Source organism: Salininema proteolyticum (assembly GCF_042685645.1).
In the GTDB taxonomy this organism is placed as follows: domain Bacteria; phylum Actinomycetota; class Actinomycetes; order Mycobacteriales; family Micromonosporaceae; genus Salininema; species Salininema proteolyticum.
In genome coordinates this window covers 3,856,101-3,880,009 of record NZ_JBHUNX010000001.1, presented here as the reverse complement: position 1 = coordinate 3,880,009, position 23,909 = coordinate 3,856,101, and the positions used below count along the sequence as shown (strand labels likewise).

Annotated in this window: 21 protein-coding genes; 8 read left to right on the top strand and 13 right to left on the bottom strand. The window is 69.7% G+C overall.

Going from position 1 to position 23,909, the window contains the following annotated elements:
- Positions 1-8: 8 nt before the first annotated feature.
- Entirely contained in the window at positions 9-878 is an 870-nt protein-coding gene (locus tag ACFTE1_RS17890; protein WP_380623900.1) for an aldo/keto reductase, read from the bottom strand.
- Between the two features lie 259 nt (positions 879-1,137).
- Between ACFTE1_RS17890 and ACFTE1_RS17885 the strand changes: the two genes are divergently transcribed.
- A complete protein-coding gene (locus ACFTE1_RS17885) occupies positions 1,138-2,367 on the top strand; it encodes a glycosyl hydrolase family 18 protein (protein WP_380623902.1) in 1,230 nt (409 codons plus the stop codon).
- Positions 2,368-2,430: 63 nt separating this feature from the next.
- Here the strand turns inward: ACFTE1_RS17885 and ACFTE1_RS17880 are convergent, their stop codons facing one another.
- The gene (locus ACFTE1_RS17880; RefSeq protein WP_380623905.1) at positions 2,431-3,081 is read right to left on the bottom strand and encodes a hypothetical protein; all 651 of its coding nucleotides are present in this window, start codon (positions 3,079-3,081) and stop codon (positions 2,431-2,433) included.
- A 70-nt stretch (positions 3,082-3,151) separates the two neighbouring features.
- Here ACFTE1_RS17880 and ACFTE1_RS17875 point away from each other — a divergent pair, with 70 nt between their 5' ends.
- The gene (locus tag ACFTE1_RS17875; protein WP_380623908.1) at positions 3,152-4,894 is read left to right on the top strand and encodes a glycerol-3-phosphate dehydrogenase/oxidase; all 1,743 of its coding nucleotides are present in this window, start codon (positions 3,152-3,154) and stop codon (positions 4,892-4,894) included.
- A 248-nt stretch (positions 4,895-5,142) separates the two neighbouring features.
- Here the strand turns inward: ACFTE1_RS17875 and ACFTE1_RS17870 are convergent, their stop codons facing one another.
- From ACFTE1_RS17870 to ACFTE1_RS17860, 3 genes are all read right to left on the bottom strand, one after another.
- On the bottom strand, positions 5,143-5,625 hold the full coding sequence (locus ACFTE1_RS17870; RefSeq protein WP_380623911.1) for a RidA family protein: 483 nt from the start codon (positions 5,623-5,625) through the stop codon (positions 5,143-5,145).
- Between the two features lie 40 nt (positions 5,626-5,665).
- Positions 5,666-5,824: a hypothetical protein gene (locus tag ACFTE1_RS17865; RefSeq protein WP_380623913.1), complete on the bottom strand. Its 159-nt coding sequence runs from the start codon at positions 5,822-5,824 to the stop codon at positions 5,666-5,668.
- A 79-nt stretch (positions 5,825-5,903) separates the two neighbouring features.
- Positions 5,904-6,506, bottom strand: coding sequence for a hypothetical protein (locus ACFTE1_RS17860; protein ID WP_380623916.1), 603 nt, complete (start codon positions 6,504-6,506; stop codon positions 5,904-5,906).
- A gap of 189 nt (positions 6,507-6,695) precedes the next feature.
- On the opposite strand from ACFTE1_RS17860, the gene ACFTE1_RS17855 reads away from it, so the two are divergent.
- Positions 6,696-8,168 (top strand): menaquinone biosynthesis decarboxylase, encoded by a 1,473-nt coding sequence (locus ACFTE1_RS17855; protein WP_380623918.1) that lies wholly within the window; start codon positions 6,696-6,698, stop codon positions 8,166-8,168.
- Positions 8,158-9,039, top strand: coding sequence for a menaquinone biosynthesis prenyltransferase MqnP (gene mqnP, locus ACFTE1_RS17850; protein ID WP_380623921.1), 882 nt, complete (start codon positions 8,158-8,160; stop codon positions 9,037-9,039). The genes ACFTE1_RS17855 and mqnP overlap by 11 nt, the downstream gene beginning before the upstream one ends.
- 25 nt (positions 9,040-9,064) lie before the next feature.
- Here the strand turns inward: mqnP and ACFTE1_RS17845 are convergent, their stop codons facing one another.
- The 3 genes from ACFTE1_RS17845 to ACFTE1_RS17835 all read right to left on the bottom strand — a co-directional run bounded on the left by ACFTE1_RS17845 (position 9,065) and on the right by ACFTE1_RS17835 (position 12,503).
- The gene (locus ACFTE1_RS17845) at positions 9,065-9,622 is read right to left on the bottom strand and encodes a hypothetical protein (RefSeq protein ID WP_380623923.1); all 558 of its coding nucleotides are present in this window, start codon (positions 9,620-9,622) and stop codon (positions 9,065-9,067) included.
- A gap of 101 nt (positions 9,623-9,723) precedes the next feature.
- Positions 9,724-11,646 (bottom strand): CDP-alcohol phosphatidyltransferase family protein, encoded by a 1,923-nt coding sequence (locus ACFTE1_RS17840; protein WP_380623926.1) that lies wholly within the window; start codon positions 11,644-11,646, stop codon positions 9,724-9,726.
- Positions 11,646-12,503, bottom strand: a complete 858-nt coding sequence (locus tag ACFTE1_RS17835; protein WP_380623929.1) for an ABC transporter ATP-binding protein — start codon at positions 12,501-12,503, stop codon at positions 11,646-11,648. Before ACFTE1_RS17835 ends, ACFTE1_RS17840 begins: the two co-directional genes overlap by 1 nt.
- A 482-nt stretch (positions 12,504-12,985) precedes the next feature.
- Here ACFTE1_RS17835 and ACFTE1_RS17830 point away from each other — a divergent pair, with 482 nt between their 5' ends.
- A complete protein-coding gene (locus ACFTE1_RS17830; protein ID WP_380623931.1) occupies positions 12,986-14,479 on the top strand; it encodes a glycosyltransferase in 1,494 nt (497 codons plus the stop codon).
- A gap of 146 nt (positions 14,480-14,625) precedes the next feature.
- Here ACFTE1_RS17830 and ACFTE1_RS17825 read toward each other — a convergent pair whose 3' ends face one another.
- Positions 14,626-15,618, bottom strand: coding sequence for a GlxA family transcriptional regulator (locus ACFTE1_RS17825; RefSeq protein ID WP_380623934.1), 993 nt, complete (start codon positions 15,616-15,618; stop codon positions 14,626-14,628).
- A gap of 127 nt (positions 15,619-15,745) precedes the next feature.
- Here ACFTE1_RS17825 and ACFTE1_RS17820 point away from each other — a divergent pair, with 127 nt between their 5' ends.
- On the top strand, positions 15,746-16,336 hold the full coding sequence (locus ACFTE1_RS17820; RefSeq protein ID WP_380623936.1) for a cysteine hydrolase family protein: 591 nt from the start codon (positions 15,746-15,748) through the stop codon (positions 16,334-16,336).
- 151 nt (positions 16,337-16,487) lie between these two features.
- On the opposite strand, the gene ACFTE1_RS17815 is transcribed toward ACFTE1_RS17820, so the two are convergent.
- From ACFTE1_RS17815 to ACFTE1_RS17805, 3 genes are all read right to left on the bottom strand, one after another.
- Entirely contained in the window at positions 16,488-16,742 is a 255-nt protein-coding gene (locus tag ACFTE1_RS17815) for a hypothetical protein (protein WP_380623938.1), read from the bottom strand.
- A 282-nt stretch (positions 16,743-17,024) separates the two neighbouring features.
- Positions 17,025-19,262: an SF1B family DNA helicase RecD2 gene (recD2, locus tag ACFTE1_RS17810; RefSeq protein ID WP_380623940.1), complete on the bottom strand. Its 2,238-nt coding sequence runs from the start codon at positions 19,260-19,262 to the stop codon at positions 17,025-17,027.
- A gap of 65 nt (positions 19,263-19,327) precedes the next feature.
- Entirely contained in the window at positions 19,328-20,773 is a 1,446-nt protein-coding gene (locus tag ACFTE1_RS17805; RefSeq protein ID WP_380624300.1) for an alanine/glycine:cation symporter family protein, read from the bottom strand.
- A gap of 381 nt (positions 20,774-21,154) precedes the next feature.
- Here ACFTE1_RS17805 and ACFTE1_RS17800 point away from each other — a divergent pair, with 381 nt between their 5' ends.
- Positions 21,155-21,850 carry an exonuclease domain-containing protein gene (locus ACFTE1_RS17800; RefSeq protein WP_380623942.1) on the top strand — a complete coding sequence of 232 codons (696 nt, stop codon included), beginning with the start codon at positions 21,155-21,157 and terminating at the stop codon, positions 21,848-21,850.
- A 222-nt stretch (positions 21,851-22,072) separates the two neighbouring features.
- On the opposite strand, the gene ACFTE1_RS17795 is transcribed toward ACFTE1_RS17800, so the two are convergent.
- On the bottom strand, positions 22,073-22,963 hold the full coding sequence (locus ACFTE1_RS17795) for a hypothetical protein (protein WP_380623943.1): 891 nt from the start codon (positions 22,961-22,963) through the stop codon (positions 22,073-22,075).
- Between the two features lie 358 nt (positions 22,964-23,321).
- On the opposite strand from ACFTE1_RS17795, the gene ACFTE1_RS17790 reads away from it, so the two are divergent.
- Positions 23,322-23,819: a CarD family transcriptional regulator gene (locus ACFTE1_RS17790; protein WP_380623945.1), complete on the top strand. Its 498-nt coding sequence runs from the start codon at positions 23,322-23,324 to the stop codon at positions 23,817-23,819.
- The last annotated feature ends 90 nt before the right edge of the window (positions 23,820-23,909 follow it).

Sequence of the window (23,909 nt, the reverse complement as noted above, 5' to 3'; positions counted from 1 at the left end):
GCAGCGGCCTAGGCGGCGTTGGAGAGCGCTTCGAACTCCTCGTCGCTCAAGGTAACCTCGGCGGCGCGGATGTTCTCCTCCACGTGCGCCACTTGCGAAGTGCCGGGGATCGGCAGGATCACCGGGCTGCGGCGCAACAGCCACGCGAGGGCCAGCTGGGCCGGCGAGGAGCCGTGCTCGGCAGAGATCTTGCCGAGCGCCCCGTCGGGGCGGGCGAGGCCGCCGGTGGCGATGGGGAACCACGGAATGAACCCGATCCCCTCGGCCTCGCAGTAGTCCACGACGTCCTCGGACTGGCGGTCGGCCAGGTTGTAGAGGTTCTGAACGGTCGCGATGCGGGCGATCTCCCTGGCGCGCTTGATCTCGTCGACGGAGACCTCGGAGAGGCCTATGTGCTTGATCTTGCCCTCCCGCTGGAGGGCGACGAGCTCGCCGAGCTGCTCCTCGAGCGGGACCAGGGGGTCGATGCGGTGCAGCTGGTACAGGTCGATGCGCTCCAGGCCGAGGTGGCGGAGGCTCAGTTCGCACTGCTGCCGGAGGTACTCGGGCCGTCCGACGGACCGCCATTCGCCGGGGCCGGTGCGGGCGAGCCCGGCCTTGGTGGCGACGACGAGGTCGTCGGCGTAGGGGTGGAGCGCCTCCTTGATCAGCTTCTCACTGGTGAAGGGGCCGTAGGAGTCGGCGGTGTCGATGAAGGTGACGCCCATGTCGGCGGCTCGGCGCAGCACGCGGACCGCCTCGGCGGGGTCCTTCGGGTCGCCCCAGACGCCGGGTCCGGTCAGCTGCATGGCGCCGTATCCCAGTCGGTTGACGGGAAGGCTCCCGCCGATCGCGAAGGATCCGGAGGCCTCCGCGGGCCGGTTCGGGTCTGTGCTCATTGGCTGTTTCCTCTCGGTGGACGTGATGCGGAGGGCCGCATCGCCTCTGGTGGAACGCTGCTCCGGGGCCACCCTATCGCACGGAGGGGGCCGGGCCAACCTCTTCGGGGAGCAGGGCGCCCTGGTCGGGGCGGGGACCGAGCGGCGGGCGAGACCGATCAGTGGACAAGTATGAATGCGCATCAATGCCCCTATTGAAAACAATAAAGTTTGTTGGGTATGATGCGGGGACATCGAATCCGGACGATATGGGGGAGAGATGCAAACGACGAAGGCCAAGGGGCTCCGCGGGCGCCGCAGGCTGGCGGTGCTCGCCACGACGATGGGCCTGGCGCTGGCCGGGGCGGTCGCCGTCCCGCTCATGGGGGCCTCCGCACAGGAGAACACCGCCTGCACCGAGCCCGCGTGGGACGCGGGGGCGGTGTACCTCGGAGACGACGTCGTCAGCCACGGCGACCGCGCCTACCGGGCCAAGTGGTGGACCCGGGGCGAAGAGCCCGGGACCACGGGCGAGTGGGGCGTCTGGGAGGACCTCGGCGCCTGCGGCGGCGACCCGGACCCGACCAGCCCGGACCCCACCGACACCACCCCGCCGGACCCGAGCGGCGACCAGGAGGTCGTCGGCTACTGGCACAACTGGGACGAGGCCGGAACGGGCATCCGCCTCTCGGAGGTTCCCCAGGAGTACACGATGATCCACGTGGCCTTCGCCTTCGAGGACCCGACCCGCCCCGGCGGCATCAGCTTCGACCTGGAACAGGACTTCATCGACCAGGGCTACACCGAGGCCGACTTCAAACAGGACATCGCCGACCTCAAGGCCCAGGGCCGCGAAGTGGTCATCTCCATCGGAGGCGCCAACCACACCGTGGAGGTCGACAGCGAGGCGAAGGCGGACAACCTCGCCCGGACGACCCTGGAGCTGATGGACGAGTACGGCTTCGCCGGCATCGACATCGACCTGGAGCACGGCATCCACGCCCAGTACATGGAGATGGCGCTGCGCCAGATCCACCAGGGCTCGGGCGGCTCGTTCGTCTACACCATGTCCCCGCAGACGGCCGACTTCGCGAGCCCGGACAAGGAGTACCGCAAGCTCGCCACCGCCACCAAGGACATACTCACCCTGGTCCACATGCAGTACTACAACTCCGGCACCATGTTCGGATGCGACGGGGAGATCTACGCCCAAGAGACGGTCGACTTCCTGACCGCTCTGGCGTGCATCCAGATCGAGGACATGGGCCTCGATCCCACCCAGGTCGCCTTCGGCCTCCCCTCCATCCCCGACTCGGCCCCGGCCGGCGGGTACATGGACCCGAACGACATCGTCAAGGCCATCGACTGCCTCGAGACCGGCGCCAACTGCGGCTCCTTCGTTCCCTACCAGCCCTACGGCGAGATGGGCGGAGCGATGACCTGGTCGATCAACTGGGACCTGACCAACGGCTACGACTGGGGCACGACTCTGGGAGCGCGCCTGAACTAGCCGCCGCGAAAGACCTTCTCCGATGAGTGCAGGGGGCGCCGTCCCACGGGGCGGCGCCCCTTCTCACGCCTCGGGGTCCTCCTCCTCGGGCTCCGCCTTGTCGGAGCGGTACTTGACGACCAGCCACGTGGAGAAGGCCAGGATGGCCCCGGCCAGGACGATCGGCACGATCCGCCAGTTGTGGTCGATCCAGGTGAACAGGTCGACGTGCCGGGCGGTGGGGTCGGCGAGGACCACGGCCACGAAAGCCGCCGTCAGGATGCCGAAGCCGGCGAGGACGCCGCGCTTGACCCATCCGTTGAGCCCCAGCCGCCGCTGGATGACCATGGAGGCGGAGAAGATCCGCTTGGCGCGCAGGATGCGCATCGAGCCTATGAGGGAGATGAGCCGCAGGATCTGGCCGCCGCCGAGGGCGAACGCCAGCGTGATGAAGGTCAGCAGGCAGACGAGGATCGTCCATTTGTGGGTGGCCAGCCAAACCCGCTTGTTGTGGGCGGCCAGCAGGAGGATGGCCGTCTCCGCCCACAGCACCGCCCCGGCGGACCAGCCGAGGACCAGTCCGGCCACGCGGAACTCGCCGTCGTTCCAAATCGTCAGGAACACGGCCGGTATCGATGCGAGGGCGGCGACGATCACAGGCCACGTCAACCGGTCTTCTATTCTCTGGGCGAAGCGGGTGACGTGGGCGAGCGTCGGTCGGGAGGATTGCGCCACAGTAGTAGATTATCGTCTGCTTCTGGACGGAACAAGGCCAGACTCGCGGGGAGCGGATTAGGCTGTAATCATGCGTACACTCCCGTCTTGGACCAGGTCGCACGCCGGACAACTCTCGCCTCAGCGGCGCGCGACGGAGTGGGGCCGGGCCCGGTCGCAGGAGTACGACGTCGTGATCGTCGGAGGCGGGATCACCGGCGCCGGCTGCGCCGTCGACGCGGCTTCCAGAGGGCTCTCGGTGGCGCTGGTCGAAGCGAGGGACTTCGCCTCGGGCACCTCCTCGCGATCGTCCAAACTGGTCCACGGCGGTCTGCGCTACCTGGAGCAGCTGGACGTCTCGCTCGTCCACGAGGCCCTGACCGAGCGCGGACTCCTCATGTCGCGGATAGCCCCGCACCTGGTCCACCCCCTCCCGTTCCTCCTGCCGGTGAAGAACCAGGCCCAGCGCCTCTACTACGGAGCGGGCCTGATGGCCTACGACACGCTGGCCTCGATGAACCGGTGGGGCCGGGGCGTCCCCCACCACCGGCACTTCGGCCGGGCCGAGACCAAGAGGATGTTCCCCGACCTCTCCGACGAGTACGCCGGATCGATAGGCTACTTCGACGCCCAGACCGACGACGCCAGGCTGGTGACGACCCTGGCGCGCACCGCCGCCGGCCTCGGCGCCTCCGTACTGTCCAGCGTGGAGGCGCTGGACCTCGAGCGGGACGGTCAGGGCATCAGCGGAGTGAACGTCCTCGACGTGGAGAGCGGCGAGCGCCTCACCCTCCGTTCGCGAAAGGTCGTCAGCGCGGCCGGGGTGTGGAGCGACGAGGTGGCCTGCCTCGCCGAGGGCAGCACGGGGATCAATGTGGAGGCCTCCAAGGGCGTCCACCTCGTCCTGCCCCGGGAGGCGATCGACGGGAGCACCGCGATCATCGACCGGACGCCCTGGAGCGTCCTCTTCATCATCCCCTGGGACGGCCACTGGATCATCGGCACCACCGACACGCCCTGGAACCTGGAGCTCGCCCACCCGGCCGCGTCGGCCTCCGATGTGGCCTACCTCCTCGAGCAGGCGAGCGAGACCCTCGACAAGAGGGTCGGCATCGAACAGGTGGAGGGCGTCTACGCCGGACTGAGGCCGCTGCTGAAGGGCGAGAGCGACGACACCTCGCGGCTCTCGCGCACGCACGCCGTCGTCCAGCCCGAACCCGGATTCACCGTGGTCGCCGGGGGAAAGCTGACCACCTACCGCGTCATGGCCAAGGACACCGTGGACAAGGCCTTCGCCGGAGAGGACGTGCCCGAGTCGCGGACCGATCAGCTGCCCCTGCTGGGGGCCGACGGATTCGCCCACTACAAGGCCCAGGCAGCGTCGCTGGCCGCGCGCTCGGGCCAGAGCGAGGACATGGTCGTCCGTCTGCTGCACCGCTACGGCAACCTCGCGGTGGAACTGCTCGACCTGGCCAAGCGCCAGCCGCAGCTCGCCCGACCGCTCCCCGGCCAGGATCAGTACCTGCGGGTCGAGGCCGTCTACGCGGCCCGGTCGGAGGGCGCCCTCCACCTCGACGACGTCCTCACGAGGAGGCTGCGGCTGTCGATCGAGTCCGCCGACAGGGGAACCGACGCGGCCTACGACGCCGCGGGCCTGGTCGCCACCGTGCTCGGCTGGGACGAGGAGCGCCAGGACAGGGAGGTCGAGGCCTATATCGAGCGCGTGGCGGCCGAACGGCGCTCGCAACAGCAGCCCGACGACGACGCGGCCGAGCAGGCGCGCCTGATGGCGGCGGAGATGCGCGCCGTCGAGCCCTTGAGGACTTGCGCCTGATCGGGGCCGGCGACGGGGCGGGGGACGTGAACACGTTTCCCGCAAAGGGACCGGCGGAGGCGCTGAGACGCGAGAACGTGTGCCCGAACGGTCCCTCCGCGAACGACTGCGTGTGTCCGAACGCGACCTGTGAACGACAGCGTGCACCCGAACGGGCCCTCCGCGAACGACAGCATGTGCCCGAACGGGACCACTGAACGGCGAGGGGCGGCGGGATCGGCCGACCCCGCCGCCCCTCGCGAACGGACCTAGATGAGGATGCCTTCGCCGCCGCCCTTGACCTGGACGATCAGCTCGACCTCCACGGGAGCCCCCAGCGGCAGCTCGGAGACGCCCACCGCGCTGCGCGCGTGGGTCCCGGCCTCGCCGAAGACCTCGCCGAGGATCTCGCTGGCGCCGTTGACGACCTTGGGCTGGTCGTTGTAGCCCTCGGCCGAGGCCACGAAGCCGGTGACCTTGACGACGCGCTCCACGTGCTCCAGCTTGACGATCGAGGCGACCGCCGCCAGCCCGTTGAGCGCGCACGTGCGCGCCAGGTCGTAGGCGGTCTCGGTGTCGACGTCCGCGCCGACCTTGCCGGTCGCGACGAGCGAGCCGTCCTTCATCGGCAGCTGCCCGGAGACGTAGACGTAGTTCCCGCTGCGGATGGCGGGCTGGTAGGACGCCACGGGCGGAACGACCTCGGGGAGGTCGATCCCCAGGCGGTCGAGGGCCTTCTTGACCTCGGACACGGTGCGGTCCCCTTCTCTCGTAGGAACGGGCGGATTCGGTCTAGTCTTGCTTCTCGCGCTTGAAGTAGGCCACCAGCTGGTCCTGGTTCTGGCCCGGCAGGACCGTCACCAGCTCCCAGCCGTCCTCGCCCCAGGTGTCGAGGATCATCTTGGTGTTGTGGATGAGCAGCGGAGCCGTCGCGTATTCCCATTTCGTCATGGTCTTACCTTAACCGGGCGTCCGGGCCTCCGACGGCCGCGGCCGGGCCGCCCCGACGACAGGCCACAACCGGCCGGGATCAGCCGTCGGCGGACGCCCGGCGACGCCACCAGAACACGGCTCCGGCCGCCGCGGCCGCGGCGAACACCGACACGAGTCCGACCCAGAACCAGCGGTACCCGTCGCCGGCCCGCTGTTCGTCCTCCAGCCGCTGCCAGGCCGAGGAGCACGAGCGGACTCCGCCGGCACCCTCCTGGACGCACACGGTGGAGGAGAACTGGAGCGACCCCTCGGCCGGCTCCGGCCTGCCGGGCTGCTCGACGGCCACGAGGCGCCCCGACTCGACCTGCTCGGCGCTGCCGGCGGCCACGGTGTGCCGGATGACCGCCTCGCCGTCCTCCTCCAGGGGCACCTCCCAGACGACCTGACCGCCCTCGGGGCGGCCCTCCGGCTCGGCGCCGACCGGTTCGAAGCTGGCCGGCAGCATCTGGACCACGCGCGCGGACTCCACCTCCTCCGGGGAGGAGACGGTGATCGTGTAGGTGACCGTCTCTCCCGGCTCCAGCGCCTCGGACTTGTCGGGAGCCACGTGCACCTCGAAAGGCGAGTCGGCGGCCCGCGCGGGGGCGGACAGGGCGAACGCCGAGGCCAGAGCGCCGGCGAGCAGGACGGTCTTGAGCATAGCGCTCACTGTAGCGGCCGAGGCCCTCGCGCGGCGGGTTTTCGCAGTTCCCCGGCCCCCGAACAGGCGCTGGGCCGTCGGCGCGGCCCGGCCCGGCGCCCCGCCGCGGGACGTCGCTCGGTCACAGGGTGTGGCGGGCTTTCCCCGTTGTGTCCGTCGGAGGTCGCCGCCGGAGGATAGGGCGCCATAATGGGGGACGTGGCACCGAAGTTTCCCTTTAGCGACCTGCAGTCCTATCTCGCCGCCCTCGAGGCGGACGGGCAGCTCAAGCGCGTCACCGCGCCGGTCGATCCCACCTTGGAGGTCACCGAGATCGTCAACCGCGTCATCGCGGCCGGCGGTCCGGGCCTGCTGTTCGAGAACCCGACCCGGGGCCGGATGCCCCTCGCGATCAACCTCTTCTCCACAGAGGAGAGAATGGCGAAGGCGCTGGGCGTCAAGAGCCTCGACGAGATCGGCCGCCGCATCGGCGAGCTCGCCAAGCCGGACCTGCCCGTGGGCTGGTCCGGAGTCAAGGACGGGCTCGGCAAGCTCATGCAGCTCAAGAGCGTCCCGCCGAAGAAGACCCGCAAGGCCCCCTGCCAGGAGGTCGTCTACCGCGGATCCGACGTCGACCTGGGCCTCCTCCCCGGACTCCAGGTCTGGCCCGGCGACGGGGGGATCTTCCACAACTTCGGGCTCGTCCACACCAAGCACCCCGAGTCGGGCAAGCGCAACGTCGGCCTCTACCGGCTGCAGCAGCACGACGAGCGGACCCTGGGCCTGCACTGGCAGATCCACAAGAACTCCCGCGACCACTACGCCGCCGCGGAGAAGCGCGGCGAGCGCCTGCCGGTCGCCATCGCCATCGGACCGGACCCGGTCCTGGCCTACGCCTCCACCGCGCCGCTCCCCGCTGATATCGACGAATATCTCTTCGCGGGCTTCCTCAGCGGCCAGCGCGTCGAGATGGTCGACTGCGTCTCCGTGCCGCTCCAGGTCCCGGCCAACGCGCAGATCGTCCTGGAGGGCTGGGCGGAGCCCGACGAGCGGATCCCCGAGGGCCCGTTCGGCGACCACACCGGCTTCTACACGCCGGTCGAGGACTTCCCCGCCATGCGCATCGAGGCCATGACCATGCGCAAGAACCCCGTCTACCACACGATCATCACCTCGCAGCCGCCCCAGGAGGACGGCGGCCTCGGACTGGCCACCGAGCGGATCTTCCTGCCGCTGTTGAAGATCATCGTCCCCGACATCGTCGACTACCACCTCCCGGAGGCCGGGGTCTTCCACAACTGCGCGATCGTCTCGATCGACAAGAAGTACCCGAAGCACGCGCAGAAGGTGATGAACGCCGTCTGGGGCGCGCACATGATGAGCCTCACCAAGCTCGTCATCGTCGTCGACTCCGACTGCGACGTCCAGAACCTCAACGAAGTCGCTTGGCGCGCTTTGGGGAACACCGACTACAGCAGGGACCTGCTCCTCACCGAGGGCCCCGTCGACCACCTGGACCACGGCTCCTACCACCAGTTCTGGGGAGGCAAGGCCGGGATCGACGCGACCGCCAAGTGGCCGGAGGAGGGCTACACTCGGGGATGGCCCGACATGATGACCATGACCGCCGCGATCAAGGCGACGGTCGACGAACGCTGGAGAGAATACGGCCTTGACGACTGAAACCGCCCCCGCCAACCCGGTCAAGTCCTTCCTCGACCTGGTGAAGTTCGAGCACTCGGTGTTCGCCCTGCCCTTCGCCTACCTGTCGACGCTCACCGTGATGAGCCTCGAGAGCGCCTTCTCGTGGGGCGTGTTGTGGTGGGTGACGCTGGCGATGGTGTCCGGGAGGACCCTCGCCATGGCGGCCAACCGGATCATCGACCGCAAGGTCGACGCGGAGAATCCGCGGACGGCGGGCCGGGAGCTGGTGACCGGGGCGGTGAGCCTGAAGACCGCCTATTGGGGCTGCGCGGTGTCGCTGGCGGTGTTCCTGTTCTCGGCGGCGATGCTCAATCCGCTGTGCCTGGTCCTCTCGCCGCTGGCGGTGGTCCCGCTGATCGTCTACCCGTACGGCAAGCGCTTCACCGACTATCCGCACGCCATCCTGGCGCTAGCGCAGGCCGTCGCCCCGGTGGGGGCGTGGCTCGCGGTGACGGGGACGTTCGCGGGGTCCGGTCCGGCGTGGGTGCTGGGCGCGGCCGTGGGCCTGTGGATCGGCGCCTTCGACCTGATCTACGCCTGCCAGGACGTCGAGGTCGACCGCCGGATCGGGGTGCGCTCGACGCCTGCCCGCTGGGGTGTGGCGGCCGCGCTGCGCGCCTCGACGGTCTCGCACGTGGTCACCGTCGGCCTGTTCGCCTGGTTCGGCCTGCTGGCCGGCGTCGGGGCGTTCTACTGGACCGGCCTGGTGATCGTGGCGGGCATCCTGGCCTACGAGCACGCCATCGTCAAGCCGGACGACCTGAGCCGGGCCAACCGGGCCTTCTTCGCCGCCAACGGCTATGTGGCGATCGCCCTGTTCGTCTTCGGGCTGCTCGACCTCTACGTCTGAGCGACCGAGTTCGACGGCCCACCGCTCAGGCGGTGGGCCGTTTCGCTTCCCTCCACAGGGCCAGTTCCTGGGCGACGCCCAGGCCGGCCGTCAGGAACATGAGGATGACTCCGGCCAGCCCGGCGGGGGTGAGGTCCGGTTTCTGCGGCTCGACGATCGAGGGCTTGGACAGCAGGACGGCGGCCAGGGCGACGGCCATGACGGCCACCAGGGTCGGCACGGCGCGGGCCAGCGGCTGGAACGAGAGCGCGACGAGGGCGGCGACGAAGATCAGGTACATGCCGAAGCCGAGCATGGTCGCCGTCGTGTGGGTCGCGCCCTCTAGGAACGTCCGGTACTCGATGAGCCTTCCGTCGACCGTCTGCGGCTCGTATAGCGGGAACGGAGCGAGGACGAGGAACATGACGGCCACGGCCGAGTAGACGCGGCTGAAACCGGCGTAGCGGCTCTTGAGGAGGAGCTTGCGGACCTCGGGCGGCGGAATGCGGATCCCGCCCGAGGGAGTTCCCGCGAGCTGCTGCGGAGGTACGTGGCGCGGCCCCGGGGGAGAGGAGGGGCCGGGCGCGTGGTGGTAGTGGGTCAAGGTCGATCACTGCTCACGATCCGGGGTGGAACTGTCGCCCTCAGCATAGACGCAAGAACGGGAAGGGGCAAAGCCCCTTCCCGTTACACGTCTCCGGTGCCCTACACCAGGACGGGCGTCTCCTTGGGCTTGGACGTGGCCCGCATGCCGCCGACGGCGGCGGCCAGGAAGGTGCAGGCGCTGTAGACGGCCAGCGCGAGGAAGACGACCGTGGCGACCAGTGCGTCTCCCAAGGACACGGCCACGGCGGAGGCTCCGATCGCCAGCAGCGAGCGGACCGGCCAGCCCAGGCCGTAGGCGCGGTTGGAGACCGGCGAGGCGGCCTTGTCCAGCCCGGCGGCCAGGTCGTAGAAGTACAGCGCGATGACGAAGACCAGCGCGTACACGGCCGGCAGCGGCACGTCGGCGGCGAGCCCGGCGGCGATGATCGCACCGAACTCGACGGCGCGCAGCCCTGCCGGGATGAGCCAGTCGTACATGAACGTGTGCCTGCCGCGGGCCCCGGCCAGAGCGCAGGCCACGGCCGCCAGCGCGATGCCGAGTGTCAGGAACGGGTCGGCGCCGAACGCGCCCAGGGCGGTCGCGGCGGCTGCCGCCAGGACGCCGACGACGACGGTCGCCAGCGGCGGCCACTTGAGCCCGAGCGGGGCGAGCAGTCCGTCGTCGCGGTGGACGGCCCGGTCCGGGCGGTCCAGGGCGGCGGCCCGCGCGGCCAGGGTCCGCACCAGACGCCCGGCGCTGGTGTAGGCCAGCGCGAACAACTGCCAGGACAGGAGGACGATCAGGCCGACCTGCGGCCCCCAGACGAGGGCGGCGACGGCGAGTACGGCCCACCGGTCGCCGACTCCGGCGACGATGGTGCGCTTCGCCCAGTACAGGAAGGAGCGGTGGGCGCTCATGACGCTGTTGGAGGCGGCCTCCAGCTTCGCGCCGAGCGCGGAGCCGGTGGAGCTGGCCAGCCGCGTCCCCTCCCCGCTCGCGTGGTTCTGGGCGCGCTTGACCACAGCGGTGTCCAACTGGACGGCGTACCAGGTGTCGGCGGTGTGCCGCACCGTCTGCACGACTATGGCGGCCAGGGCGACTCCCCAAGCCGCGTGGCCGTCCTGGGTCGCCCCCCAGGCGAGGCCCGCGTAGATCACGTACTCCTTGCCGCGGTCGGCCATCATGTCGAGCCATCCGCCGAAGGAGGAGAACTGCTGCGTGAACCGGGCCAGCTGCCCGTCGACGCAGTCGAAGACGAAGCTGAAGTACATCAGGGCCGCGGCCAGGAGGTACCAGGGGGAGAACCCGGTCGCGAAGATCCCCGCCGAACCGAGCGCGAAGGCGATCGACCACCAGGTGATGGTGGTCGGCTTCAGGCGCGTCTTCTCGGCGAGCCGGACCAGCAGCGGGCTCCAGGAGGAGACGGCGTAGGTCGCGAAGAGGTCGTCGTCGGCCTTGACGGCGTTGGACAGGCGCCAGGCGCGCAGGTCCACCGCGTCGGCGGCGTCGCGGACCTCTTCGGCCTGGGCGACGGTGGACGCCAGGGCGTAGGGCAGGCCGCCGTTGCGGTACGAGGTGACGGCGACGCCCTCGCGGGACATCGACTCCAGCACGGCGAGGCCGAGGTCGGACTGGCCGCCCTGCTCGCCCCAGCGGCCGGACATGGCCTTGCGCTGGGCGCCGGAGACCTTGACGAGGCCGCCGTAGTACAGCGTCGAGGGTCCCTCCTGGACGACCAGGCCGCGGTCGACGACCAGCGTCGGCGCTTCGGCCTCGTCGGTGCCGACGAGGACTCCCGAGCGGCGCGACGAGTCGGCCAGGACGGTGTTGACGGTCGTGTCGCTCGCGACCAGGCGCGCGTCGACCAGGTAGAGGTGGCCCTCGCCGGACTCGGCGAGGTCGGCGAAGTCGGACCAGCCCCCGGACAGGACCTCGACGCGGTCCACGCCCGCGTCGGTCAGCTGGCGCTCCAGCCGGTGGCGGAGGGATTCGCCGTCGGAGAAGAGCAGGTGCGAGTCATCGACAATGACGGCGGTGCGCACTAGCCCGCCTTCATGTCGACGACGCCGGCCGCGGCCGCCTGGGCGGCCTCCGCCTCCGCTTTCGCCTTGTTGCGGGCCGCGACGCGGGCACGCTTGCGCTTCTGCTCGGCCTGCTTGGCGTCGGTGTCGGCGTCGTAGGACTTGAGGGCCTCGTCGACCGTGCCGTCCGTGATGACCTCGCCCTTGCTCAGGTAGATGCCGCGCTTGCAGTAGCGGCGCAGGTCGCCGGGGGAGTGGGAGACGAACACGAGGGTGCGGCCCTCGTCGAGCAGGCTCTGGATGACGACGCGGCACTTCTCCTTGAAGGCGCGGTCGCCGACGGCGAGGGCCTCGTCGACTAGGAGGATCGGGTGCGGCAGCTGGGTGATCAGGGCGAATCCGAGGCGGACCTTCATACCCGAGGAGTAGTGCTTGACCGGCGTGTCGATGAAGTCCTCGAGCTCGGCGAAGTCGACGATGTCGTCGAACTTGTCGCGGATCTCCTTGCGGGACATGCCGTGCATGGAGCCCACGAGGTTGACGTTCTCACGGCCGGTCAGGTCGCCGGAGAAGCCCGCGGACAGGGCGATCAGCGGGGCGACGCGGCCCTCGCGGCGCACGTAGCCCTCGTCGGGGATGAGGACGCCGGTGATGAGGCGCAGCAGCGTCGACTTTCCGGTGCCGTTGGAGCCGATGATGCCGACCGATTCGCCGGGGAAGATGTCGAAGTTGACGTGCCTCAACGGCCAGAAGTCCTGGCCAGGGGTGTTATCGTGCTTGGAGCGGCGCACCAAGAGGTCTTTGAGGCGGCCTTTCTTCTTTGATCCCTTGGGGAAAAAGATCCCTAGGTCGCGAGCCTGAATGATGGGCTCTATCACGACGTCCTCCCACAATCTGCCGGCAGCCGGAAATAAAGTCTCAGCCGCCAGTTTAGCCTTTTTCAGGGGGTGACCGCCCACGCCCCTCGGTGAGATGGTGACCGCCGCGGGGGCCGCGACCGTCTGCCCCTACCGCTCTCACCGGCTCGTGTCCCCTCCGTGACCCGCCGTGTCGAGTTCGCCTCGGATCCGGCTCGGCAGGCCGTAGAGCCGTTGACGTGCGCCATAACGGGCGACGCGAGTCACAGTCCGCGACCGGTCGGGGAGGGCCTCGCCGACGTCCGGGGCCCGCTTCCGCTCCGCGGCGGCGACGGTGGAAGGCGGACGGGACCGTGACGGGGATCCCTCCTGAACTTCCGCCCAACTCAAGGGAAACCGCCGGTGCGCTCGAGCGACCGGAGCCCATGACCTGGGAGTACCTCGTTACAGGCGCGCGACGTCGGTGCCCCGCCCGGCGCCGACCGGGGTATGCTCACTCCATAATGCCTGTTGAAGACCATGCCCGACCCCTCCGCCTCAAAGGCAACGACTGGAGTCCCGTTCCCGAGCCCGAACTGCGGGAATGGTCGCCCCGACTGAAGGCCTCCGTCGTCCTGCCCGCCTACGGCGCCCAGGAGAAGCTCGACCTCGCGCTGGCCGCCCTGGCCGCGCAGGACTATCCCTCCGACCTGACCGAGGTCGTCGTGGTCGACGACCACTCCGACCCGCCTCTGGCCCTGCCCGAAGTCCGGCCCGACGACACCCGCCTGATCACCTCGGAGGCCGGAGGCTGGGGGTCAGGGCACGCCATGAACGCCGGGATCGCCGCCGCGACGGGCGACGTCGTGGTGCGCCTGGACTCGGACATGGTGCCCTTCCGCGACCACGTCTCCGCCCACCTCTGGTACCACCACCACTGCGACTACCTGGTCGTCCTGGGGCACAAGCGCTTCGTCGCCTGGGACCCGGAACGCCACGGAGCGGCCGAGGTCCGCGACGCGGTGGCCGCCGGGGAGGCGGCGGAGCTCTTCGACGAGTCCCAGCCGCACTGGATCGAGAACTACATCGGCGACCACGACCGGCTGCGCCACACCTCCTCGGACCTGTTCCGCGTCTTCACCGGCGCGACCCACTCGGCGCGCAAGGACCTGCTCGACCGTGCCGGCGGCTACGACGCGGACCTGAAACTCGGCTCGGACACCGAGATCGGCTACCGGCTCATCCAGGCCGGCGCGGTCTTCGTCCCCGACTCGGCCTCCTCGTCGTGGCACCTGGGGCTCGGGCAGATGAAGACCGACGGCGACGCCGGCCGCGTCCAGCGCCTGCCGTACCTGACCCAGCGCATCCCGCTCTACCGGCACCGCCGCGTCTCGCCGTCCCGCGTCTGGCGGGTTCCGCTGGTGGACGTCCGAGTGGACTTCCCCGAGGGGACGACCGTCGACCAACTGGACGACCTCGTCGCGCCGCTGCTGGGCGGATCGGTCGGCGACATCCGCGTGACCGTCGTGAACCCCGCCCCGCAGGAGGCCGGCAGCCGCGGCAAGGTGCTCGGAGCCGACGGCAGCCACTGGCCACTGGTCGAGGAGCTCTACTCCGGAGAACCGCGCGTCGTCCTGGCCGCGGAGCCGGCGGACGACCCGGCCGTCCCCTTCACGCTGCACTGGCGTCGGGGGAAGGCCGCGAAGGACACCGTGAAGACACTGGTGGACAGGATGGAACGGGACCGGCTCGGCGTCCTGGACGCCCTCGGCGCGGCCGAGGCGACCATGGTCCGCACGGCGGCCCGCTCGCGGGCGCGGCTCGTCGGGGCCGAGGACGAGCACGCGGCCCTGGGGGAGCTGTGGGGCTCGGGCTCCATCGACCTGCGGGAGCCGGCCGACGAGGCGACCGTCTACCGCCCGCACGTGCGCGGCGAGAACAGCGGCGTGCGGAGGCTGGCCCGGAACATGCTCAGCGCCGGCCAGAGGCAGAGGATCAAGAGGCTCCTCGGGCGGTGAGCTCCCCGCTTCGACGGTCCCCATGCGCTGGTGTCAAGGAGCTGGGCTTCGACCCCTCCCGCACGTTCGCGGGCGCCCTGTCCCATACGTTGGCGTCAAGGGACCGGGCCGCTGTGCGGTGATCTTCCCGCTCCGCCGCGGGTCCGTCAGCGCGGGACCGACCGGAACCTCTCGCGGTACTCGGCCGGAGTGGTGTCCAGCCTCCTGCGGAACGCCCGCGTCAACGTGTCCGTCGTGGCGAATCCGCTGGCCTTGGCCACCCGCTCCAGGGTGTCGTCGCCGGTCTCCAACCGGTGGCGGGCCACCTCGACCCGGGCCGACTCCAGGTAGGCCGCCGGGGTCGTCCCCAGTTCCGACTTGAAGATCCGCGTCAACTGGCGCTCGCTGACGTGCGCCTCGGCGGCCAGGTCGGCGATGGTGAGAGGGTCGCGGAGGCGGCGGGCGATGAACTGGCGCAGGTCCTCCACGCGGCGGGTGGTCGACACCGGTTCCAGGGGCACGCTGAACTGGCTCTGCCCGCTGGGGCGCTTGAGGTACATGACCAGGTGGCGTGCGACGCGGAGGGCGACGGACTCGCCGAAGTCATCGGCCACCAGGGCGAGGGAGAGGTCCAGGCACGAGCTGATCCCCGCCCCGGTCCAGACCTCGCCGTCGCGGATGAAGATCGGGTCGGCGTCCACGTCGACGGACGGGTGCTCTTCGGCCAGCTGCTTCGCGGTGGACCAGTGGGTGGTCGCCCTCCTGCCGTCCAGCAGCCCCGCGGCGGCGAGGATGTGGGCGCCCACGCAGATCGAGGCCACGCGGCGCGAGCGGGAGGCCAGCCTCCTCACCCAGTCGACCACGACCGGATCGCAGACGGCCCGGACCCGGCCGCCGTCCGCCGCCTCGGCGGCGCCGGAGACTATGAGCGTGTCGATGCTCCAGCCGGCTACCTCCTCGAAGGTCCTGTCCGGCACCACGCGAACGCCCGCGAACGTCCTCACCGGGTCCATGGACTCCGCCGCCAGGACCACGCGGTGGCCGGAGTTCCCTTCCATCTCGCGGTTCAACACCGCGAAGACCTCCGGCGGTCCCGTCACGTCGAGCAGGTCCACTCCGCCGAAGAGCACGATGACGACGGTTCTCTCCACAGGTTCCACAGGCCCTCCCACCAGCCGATGTCTGTATCTGCATGTTACATGACATTGCAGACACGGCCACTCCGCCGTAGCGTGGGAACCGGCCGCGGATCAGCGGTCTAGAACCCATCTCACCAGGAGTGACACCATGCCCAACAAGACCCTGCGCGAAATCTCCGGCCTCGACGCGGCCGTGCCGGCCCTCGCCGACTCCACCCTGATCCTCGTGGACTACCAGAACACCTACACTCGCGGGGTCATGGAGCTCGACGGCTGGGAGGCCGCCCTCGACGCCGGCGCGGAGTTGCTGGCCAAGGCTCGCGAAGCCGGTGCCCCCGTCATCCACGTCGTCAACGACGGCGGCGAGGGAACGCCTTACGACATCAGGGCCGAGATCGGGCGGATCCACCCGGCCGTCGCGCCGGTCGACGGAGAGGAGACCGTGGTCAAGACCGCGCCGGACTCCTTCCACGGCACCGACCTCGGGGACCTAGTCGACAAGGCGGGCAACGAGAACGTCGTCATCGTCGGCTTCATGACACACATGTGCGTCACGTTCACCGCCCAGGGCGCGTTCCTGCGCGGCAACAAGGCCACCGTGGTCGCCGACGCCTGCGCGACCCGGGCCCTGGCGACCGACGTGGCCGAAGTGTCGGCCGAGCAACTGCACGGGAGCGCCCTCGCCACGATCGCGGACGTCTACGGCGTGGTCGTGCCCTCGCACGAGCGGATGTCCTAGGCGGAGACCACATCCGCCGAGTGATTCGGAGGCCGGGTCCGCTCGGCCTGTGCTCGCCGATGGGCGGAACCTCGTGCGGTCCCTGACTGATTTCGGCGGTCAGAGCCGTTCTCTCGGCAGGGAGGAGCTCCTCGGACGCCGGAGCCCGGGCTCAGCCGTTCTCGGCGGCCGCGACGTTCGCGGCGGCCTCGTCGCAGCCCTGGTCGAACTGCGCCAGCGATGTGATGGCGTTCTCGACGGACTCGGCGGCCATGCGGACCGGCTGGGCGTTAGCGGCGCCGATGCCCTCGAGCTGGCCGGCCAACTCCTCGGCCGTCTGCTTGGCCTCGGCGGCGTTGGCCTTCAGCTCGTCGGACTGCTGCTTGAGGGCCTGCAGGCGGCCCTGGAGCTCGGAAAGCTGGGACATGGGGGCGGTCCTCCCGGGATAGTTGGTCTGAGACTACCCCGAGGGTAGCCGAAGACGGTGAACCGCAACAGGTTCAGGGACGGGCCCGCCGGCGCCGGACCGGTCCGCGGCCTGTAGCGCCCGGATCGGCGTCCTCCGGTCCGCGGCCCGGAGCGACCTCCGGCGGGCGGCCTTCCCGATCCGCCCACGTCCGCGCGTTCCGGCGCGCCCGGGCCGGACAGACCGGAGCGGCCTCTCGGAGCGGCGCACGGAGGGAACCGGCGGGCCTCGGCGCCACGGGACTCAGCCGTCGGTCCGGGAGAGCCGGTAGGTGAGGCCCGTGTGCCGTTTGCCCGTCCCCTTGGCCTTCACGGCGATCTGCACGGCCTTCTTCGACCCGACGAGCACCACGAGCCTCTTGGCGCGGGTGATCGCGGTGTAGAGCAGATTCCGCTGCAGCATCATGTAGTTAGCGGTGGACAGGGGGATCACCACGGCCGGGTACTCGCTTCCCTGGCTGCGGTGCACGGTGATCGCGTAGGCGTGGGCCAGCTCGTCGAGCTCGGAGAAGTCGTAGTCGACCTCCTCGTCCTCGTCGGTGCGGACGGTGGCGCTGTGGGCGACGGAGTCGATCCCGGTGACCACCCCGACCGTCCCGTTGAAGACCCCCGACCGCCCCTTCTCGTAGTTGTTCCGCAGCTGGATGACCTTGTCTCCCGGCCGGTAGATCCGTCCGCCGTAGACCTTCTCGGGGAGCCCCTCGCGGTGCGGCGTCAAGGCCTCCTGCAGGAGGCGGTTCAGGTTCCCGGCGCCGGCCCCGCCCCGGTGCATGGGCGTCAGCACCTGGACGTCGCGGACGGGGTGGAGGCCGAACCTCTGCGGAATGCGCCGGGCGACTATGTCGACCACGTTCTCGGCCAGGGACTCGGAGTCCTCGTTGGCGAAGAAGAAGAAATCGGAGTACCCCTTCAACTCCGGCGCCTGTCCTTTGTTGACGGCGTGCGCCCCCGTCACGATCCCCGACTCGGCGGCCTGTCGGAAGACCTCCGTCAACCGCACCCGGGGCACGGCGGGCGCGTCGAGGATGTCGCGCAGGACCTCGCCGGCGCCGACGGACGGCAGCTGGTCGACGTCGCCGACGAAGAGCACGTGCGCGCCGGGCGGAACGGCCTTCAGCAGCTTATTGGCGATGATCGTGTCCAGCATGGACACCTCGTCGACGACGAGCAGGTCCACGTCGAGGGGGTTGTCCTTGTCGTAGGCCGCGTCGCCGCCCGGACGCAGCGCCAGGAGGCGGTGGATCGTGGTGGCCTCGTGGCCGGTCAGCTCCGCCAGCCTCTTGGCGGCCCGCCCGGTGGGGGCGGCCAGCATGACCTTGGCGCTCTTGGCCTCGGCGAGCGCGACGATGGAGGAGACGGTGAAGCTCTTGCCGCAGCCCGGCCCTCCGGTGAGGACGGCGAACCGTTCGGTCAGTGCCAGCCGCACGGCCTCGGCCTGCTGCTCGGCCAGGGCGGCGCCGGTCTTCCGCCTGAGCCAGTCGAAGGCCTTGTCCCACGGTGCCGCGGAGAAGGACGGCAGCCTGTCGGCCGAGGCGGACAGGAGCCGGAGGACGGTCGCGGCCAGTCCGCTCTCGGCGTGGAAGAACGGCGCGAGGTAGCGGGCGGGCGTGGTTCCCGCCGCGGAGGGCAGGTCCTCGGCCTTGACGTGCTCGCCCTCGGCCACCAGTTCCGCGAGGGCGTCCTCGATCGGCGCGTTGTCCAGTTCGAGGAGGGTGGCGGTGTCGGAGACGAGGTTCGGGCGGGGGAGGAAGCAGTGCCCGGAGTCGGAGGCCGAGGACAGGCAGTACTGGAGCGCGGCCTTGACGCGGTCGGGGGAGTCGTGGGGGATGCCGACGGCCCGGGCGATCGAGTCGGCGGTCTTGAACCCGATGCCCCAGATGTCGTTGGCCAGGCGGTAGGGCTCGTTCTTGACCACGCCGATGGAGGCGTCGCCGTACTTCTTGTAGATCTTGACCGCCAGCGACGTGGTGACGTCGACCGACTGGAGGAAGAGCATGACCTCCTTGATCGCCCGCTGCTCCTCCCAAGCGGCGACGATGGTCTTCGTGCGCTTGGGGCCCAGGGTGGGCACTTCGATGAGCCGTTCGGGGTCCTCGTCGATGACGGTGAGGGTGTCGGTGCCGAAGTGCTCCACGATCCGCTCGGCGGTCTTCGGGCCGATGCCTTTGATCAGACCGCTGCCCAGGTATTTCTCGATGCCCTGGACGGTCGCGGGGAGGACGGTGCGGTACGACCAGACCTCGAACTGGCGGCCCCATCGGGGGTGCGAGGTCCAGCGGCCGGTCACCGACAGGCTCTCGCCGACCTGGGCGCCGAGCAGGGGCCCGACGAGCGTGACGAGGTCGGCGGACCCGTCCACGCCCCCTTTGGCGACGGTGTAGCCGTTCTCCTCGGAGCTGAACGTGATCCGCTCCAGGACGACGTCCACCGTCTTCCCGCCCGGCCTCGCCTCCGGGCCGCCCTCGGACTCCACTGCGGTCATGGGAAGAGTTTAGGGCCCGCCGGCGACATCGCCGGCGGGCCCCTTTTTTCACAGAGGGAGAATGCCTACTTCGGCGCGGCGGCGTCGGTGGGCAGCAGACGCCAGTCGGGCCGGGAGAAGAACTGCTTGGTCTCCTTGGCGATGATCGGGCTCAGCAGGAGCAGGCCGATCAGGTTGGGCAGGGCCATGAGGCCGTTGAAGACGTCCGAGATGGCCCAGATGGTGGACAGGTTCGCGACGCAGCCGATGAACACCATGATGGTGAACGCCGTCCGGTAGACGAGTTTGACGTGGTCGCCGGAGGTGAAGCGCTCCAGGCACTTCTCTCCGTAGTAGGCCCAGCCGAAGATGGTCGACATGGCGAACATGGCGACGGCGACGGTGACCAGGAGGCTGCCGGTGGTGCCGAGGGTGGCCTCGAAGGCGTTGCGGGTGAGTTCGGCGCCCGAGATCAGCTCCTGCTCCCCGTCGGCGTTCTCGGCGGTGTCGCCGAAGACGCCGGAGACGAGGATGGTCAGGCCGGTGAGGCTGACGACGATGATGGTGTCGATGAACGTCTGCGTCATCGAGACGGTCGCCTGCCGGGCGGGGGCGTCGGTCTTGGCGGAGGCCGCGGCGATGCCGCCGGTTCCCAGCCCGGACTCGTTGGAGAAGATGCCGCGCGCCACGCCGTAGCGGATGGCCATCATGATGCCCACGCCGGCGAAGCCTCCGACGGCGGACGAGGTGGAGAAGGCGCTGCGGAAGACGTCGCCGAGGGCCCCGCCGAGCTGGTCGACGTTGAGGACCAGGACCGTCAGGGTGCCGCCGATGTACAGCACGATCATGGCGGGCACGAACAGCGAGGTGATGCGCCCGATCCACTTGATGCCGCCGAGGATGACCAGGCCGGCGACGATCATGAGCACGACGCCGACGGTGGAGGGGGCGATGCCCTCCCAGTGGCCGGTGACGGTCTCGGCGACCGCGTTGGCCTGGGTGGCGTTGCCGATGCCGAAGGAGGCGACCACGGCGAAGCCGGCGAAGGAGATGCCGAGGATGGAGCCGAGGCGCTTCTTGGTGCTCTCGCCCATGTACGTGAGGTCGCGCATGCCCCGGGTCAGGTACTGCTGCGGTCCGCCGGACTTCTCGCCGGCGGCGTTGGAGACGCGGTACTTGACGCCGAGGAGGGCCTCGGAGTACTTGGTGGCCATGCCGAGGAGGCCGGTGATCCACATCCAGAACAGGGCGCCGGGGCCGCCGAGCGTGAGCGCGGTGGCGACGCCGGCGATGTTGCCGACGCCGACCGTGGCGGCCAGCGCGACCGAGAGGGCCTGGTAGTGGCTGATGTCGCCTTCGGTCTTCGAGCTCTCGTGGCGCTTGAAGAAGGCCAGCCACAGGCCGTAGAACAGGCGGCGGAACTGGATTCCGCCGAGTACAGAGGTCAGGTACGCCCCGACGAGGAACAGGAGCGGGACGAGCAGGAACGGTCCCCACACGAACTCGCTGGCGGACCCCACGAGGCCGGCGATGGGCTCGGTGGCGTTATTGACCCATTCCTCCACGTTGGATCCGATTCGGTCTAGAAAATCCACAACTCTCCTGGGGTGGTTCGGACGGGCGCCGGTCGGGCGTCCATCGCATTCGGGCACAAGCGAAATGATGGCGTTTAGGCCGCACGAACTCGCCGTTAATATCAGCCTCGACACTCATCGCACCAAAAAAGTGGTACCCATCATATTAGCGGCGCCACCGGCGTAATCAAGGGGCCCGCGCGGAATGACTTTTCGGACATCCGCGAGTGGCGAAGGGCCGGTCACCGTGCGCGACCGGTGCCGGATCCGGTAGGCACCGCCCGACACCCGCGGGCCGGCGCCGGGCCCGTGACGGACCCCGGCGTTAGAGTCGAGGACATGGCAGACAACAGCATCGCGTCCAAGGCGTGGTACGCCGGACCGCTCATGGGCTTCGACACCGAGACCACCGGCGTGGTCCCCCGCGAGGACAGGATCGTCCAGGCCGCCGTCACCACGGCCGAGGAGGACCGCACCTGGCTGATCGACCCCGGGGTGTCCATCGACCCGGCCGCGGTCGCGATCCACGGCATCACCGACGAGAAGGTCCGCACCGAGGGGACCGCCTCCCCCGAGGCCCTCGCCGAGATCGCCGACAGCCTCCGGAAGGCGGTCGACGAGCGGATCCCCGTGGTCGTCTACAACGCCCCCTTCGACCTCACACTCCTGCACTACGAGCTGGAGCGCCACGGGATCCCGCCGGTGGACTTCGCGAACCTCCTGGTCGTCGACCCGCTCGTGCTCGACAAGCAGATGGACCGCTACCGCAAGGGCAAGCGCAAACTGGGAATGGTCGCCTCGCACTACGGCGTCCGGCTCTCCGACGCCCACGCCGCGCTCGCCGACGCCAAGTGCTCGGTGGAGCTGGCGCGGATCATAGGCGAGCGATTCGCCGACCTGGCGGACCTCAGCCCGGAGGACCTCTGCGAGCGCCAGAGGGACTGGTACCGGAAGGACAAGGAGCGCTTCGAGGCGTGGCTGCGCTCGCAGGGGCGCGAGGCGCAGATCGACACCCGGTGGCCGCTGGCCCTGTAGCGTCCGGGAACGGGGCGGACCCGTGGGTCCGCGCGGTGGTTCCGGACGCTCGGAAGAAGCGCGGGGCGCTGACGCGCGGCCTCGGAGGCCCGGCGGTGGCATCGGCCAGCGCACGGAAGAAGGGGGCTCCCTCGCGAGGGAGCCCCCTTCTTCCGTGCGCGTTCTTCGAACGCGGGGTCTCCGAGGCGGCCCGAAGGCAGCTCGGAGACGTTTCGCCGAGTCTTAGTGCGCGCCCATGCCGGGCGTGTCGACCTCTTCGGTCTCGTGCTGCTCCATGGGCTGGCCCACCGGGAGCGTCACCTCGACCTTCTCCTGGGTCTCGACCTTGTCGCCCTTCTCGTCGATCGTGACGACGTCGAAGGTGAAGGTGATGTCGATGTGCTGGCCGGAGGCCAGGGGAGCCTTCAGGCCCTCGAGCTGGAGGTAGCCGGGGGACTTCTCCTGGCCGAGGGAGTTGACGTCCAGGCGGACGTAGTCGCGCGCGGCGACGGTCACCTCGATCGAGTCCGAACCGGACGCGGCCTGCTCGGTCTCGCCGGCCTGTTCCGTCTGCCCGGTCTCGTCGGCGTCGGAGGCGGACTCGTCCGTCTCCCCGCTCTCTTGAGACTCGTCGGCGGAGCCCTGCTCGCCGTCTTCGGCGGTCTCGTCCTGGGCGGTGTCGCCCTCGGCGTTCTCGCCTTCGGCACCTTCGGCGGTGTCGCCCTCAGTGCCCTCCTCCTGCGGAGCCTCGTCCTCGGAGGTGTCCTCGGCCTGCTCCTCGGAGCCGGCCGACTCGTGCGCCTCCGACGAGACGAACGTGATCTTCTCGGCGACCTCGGGGTCCACCTCGGCGTCGATCAGAGTGGACTCGGAGTTGGGGCCGCTGGAGAACCACACGCGCAGGGGAGCGCTGTCGCCCTCGGCGTAGCCCCCGGGGGAGATGAATTCGACCTGGAGGTCGCGGAGAGAGACGGGACCCGCCTCGGCGTTGACCCCGGCGATCGCCGTCTGCTTCTCTTCAGTCTGGGCGCCCAGGCTGGTACCGCACGCGGTCAGCCCGAGGCTGGCAGCGGCGGCGATGGCGAGCGCGGCCGTCCGCTTCGCGAGACGGCGTTTGGATGTTCGGGTTGCCACCGTCGGTTCCTCCTTGGAAATCTAGGCACTACGGGTAGCGTAAAGGACGCGGTGCGGCGGGGTTTACCGACGTGCCCCGAATGGCGTGGCGGCCACTACAGGACGCGGGGAGGGCCTCGCGAGACATGCACACCTGTCTCAGAGTAATCGATCACATGCGTTTTGATCTGGGGGTTCGTTTTCATCGGCGTTCCAGGTCGGCTCCGGTCCCGTGTTAGGCTAGACACAGCGAAATGGCAGCATCGCTTCCTCCGGCTCCCTCGTTTTCAAGGGACGCGCGTCGGCGCGCGATCCGGGCTCTGTGCCCGGGTGCAAGTCCGGCGAGGGCCGTTGCTGCGCTGAAAGGGGTTTCGATCCTATGGGTTTTAGTGTTGGTGAAACCGTTGTCTACCCCCATCACGGGGCGGCGCTCATCGAAGCGGTCGAGACGAAGGTCATCAAGGGAGTACAACAGGAATATCTGGTCCTCCGAGTCGAACAGGGCGACCTGACGGTCAAGGTGCCCGCCAAGAACGTCGAAATGGTCGGTGTCCGCGAAGTCGTCGGCACCGAGGGCCTCACCGAGGTCTTCGACGTGCTCAAGGCGCCCTACACGGAAGAACCCTCCAACTGGTCGCGGAGGTACAAGGCCAATGTCGAGAAGGTGGCCTCCGGCTCCCCGGTGAAGATCGCCGAGGTGGTCCGCGACCTGTGGCGGCGGGAGAACGACCGCGGCCTGTCGGCGGGCGAGAAGCGCATGCTCTCCAAGGCCCGCGACATCCTCGTCGGCGAGATCGCGCTCGCCGAGCACTGCGACAAGACCAACGCGGAAGTCGTCCTCGACAAGATCCTCGTCTCCGAGGCGTCGATCGACTAGCCGTTCTGTTACCTTTCCGGACGTGACAGACCCGTACCAGACTCCGCCCGCAGAAGGCGGGGCCACCTTCGAGGCTTCCCCCTACCCTCC

Excerpts from the sequence above, each read along its gene's own strand:
- ACFTE1_RS17865 (WP_380623913.1), bottom strand. The coding sequence starts at position 5,824 with ATGACGAAATGGGAATACGCGACGGCTCCGCTGCTCATCCACAACACC.
- ACFTE1_RS17815 (WP_380623938.1), bottom strand. The coding sequence starts at position 16,742 with ATGTCCCAGCTTTCCGAGCTCCAGGGCCGCCTGCAGGCCCTCAAGCAG.
- ACFTE1_RS17875 (WP_380623908.1), top strand. The coding sequence starts at position 3,152 with ATGCGTACACTCCCGTCTTGGACCAGGTCGCACGCCGGACAACTCTCG.
- ACFTE1_RS17860 (WP_380623916.1), bottom strand. The coding sequence starts at position 6,506 with ATGCTCAAGACCGTCCTGCTCGCCGGCGCTCTGGCCTCGGCGTTCGCC.
- recD2 (WP_380623940.1), bottom strand. The coding sequence starts at position 19,262 with ATGACCGCAGTGGAGTCCGAGGGCGGCCCGGAGGCGAGGCCGGGCGGG.
- ACFTE1_RS17885 (WP_380623902.1), top strand. The coding sequence starts at position 1,138 with ATGCAAACGACGAAGGCCAAGGGGCTCCGCGGGCGCCGCAGGCTGGCG.
- ACFTE1_RS17790 (WP_380623945.1), top strand. The coding sequence starts at position 23,322 with ATGGGTTTTAGTGTTGGTGAAACCGTTGTCTACCCCCATCACGGGGCG.
- ACFTE1_RS17820 (WP_380623936.1), top strand. The coding sequence starts at position 15,746 with ATGCCCAACAAGACCCTGCGCGAAATCTCCGGCCTCGACGCGGCCGTG.
- ACFTE1_RS17830 (WP_380623931.1), top strand. The coding sequence starts at position 12,986 with ATGCCTGTTGAAGACCATGCCCGACCCCTCCGCCTCAAAGGCAACGAC.
- ACFTE1_RS17855 (WP_380623918.1), top strand. The coding sequence starts at position 6,696 with ATGGGGGACGTGGCACCGAAGTTTCCCTTTAGCGACCTGCAGTCCTAT.
- ACFTE1_RS17800 (WP_380623942.1), top strand. The coding sequence starts at position 21,155 with ATGGCAGACAACAGCATCGCGTCCAAGGCGTGGTACGCCGGACCGCTC.
- ACFTE1_RS17890 (WP_380623900.1), bottom strand. The coding sequence starts at position 878 with ATGAGCACAGACCCGAACCGGCCCGCGGAGGCCTCCGGATCCTTCGCG.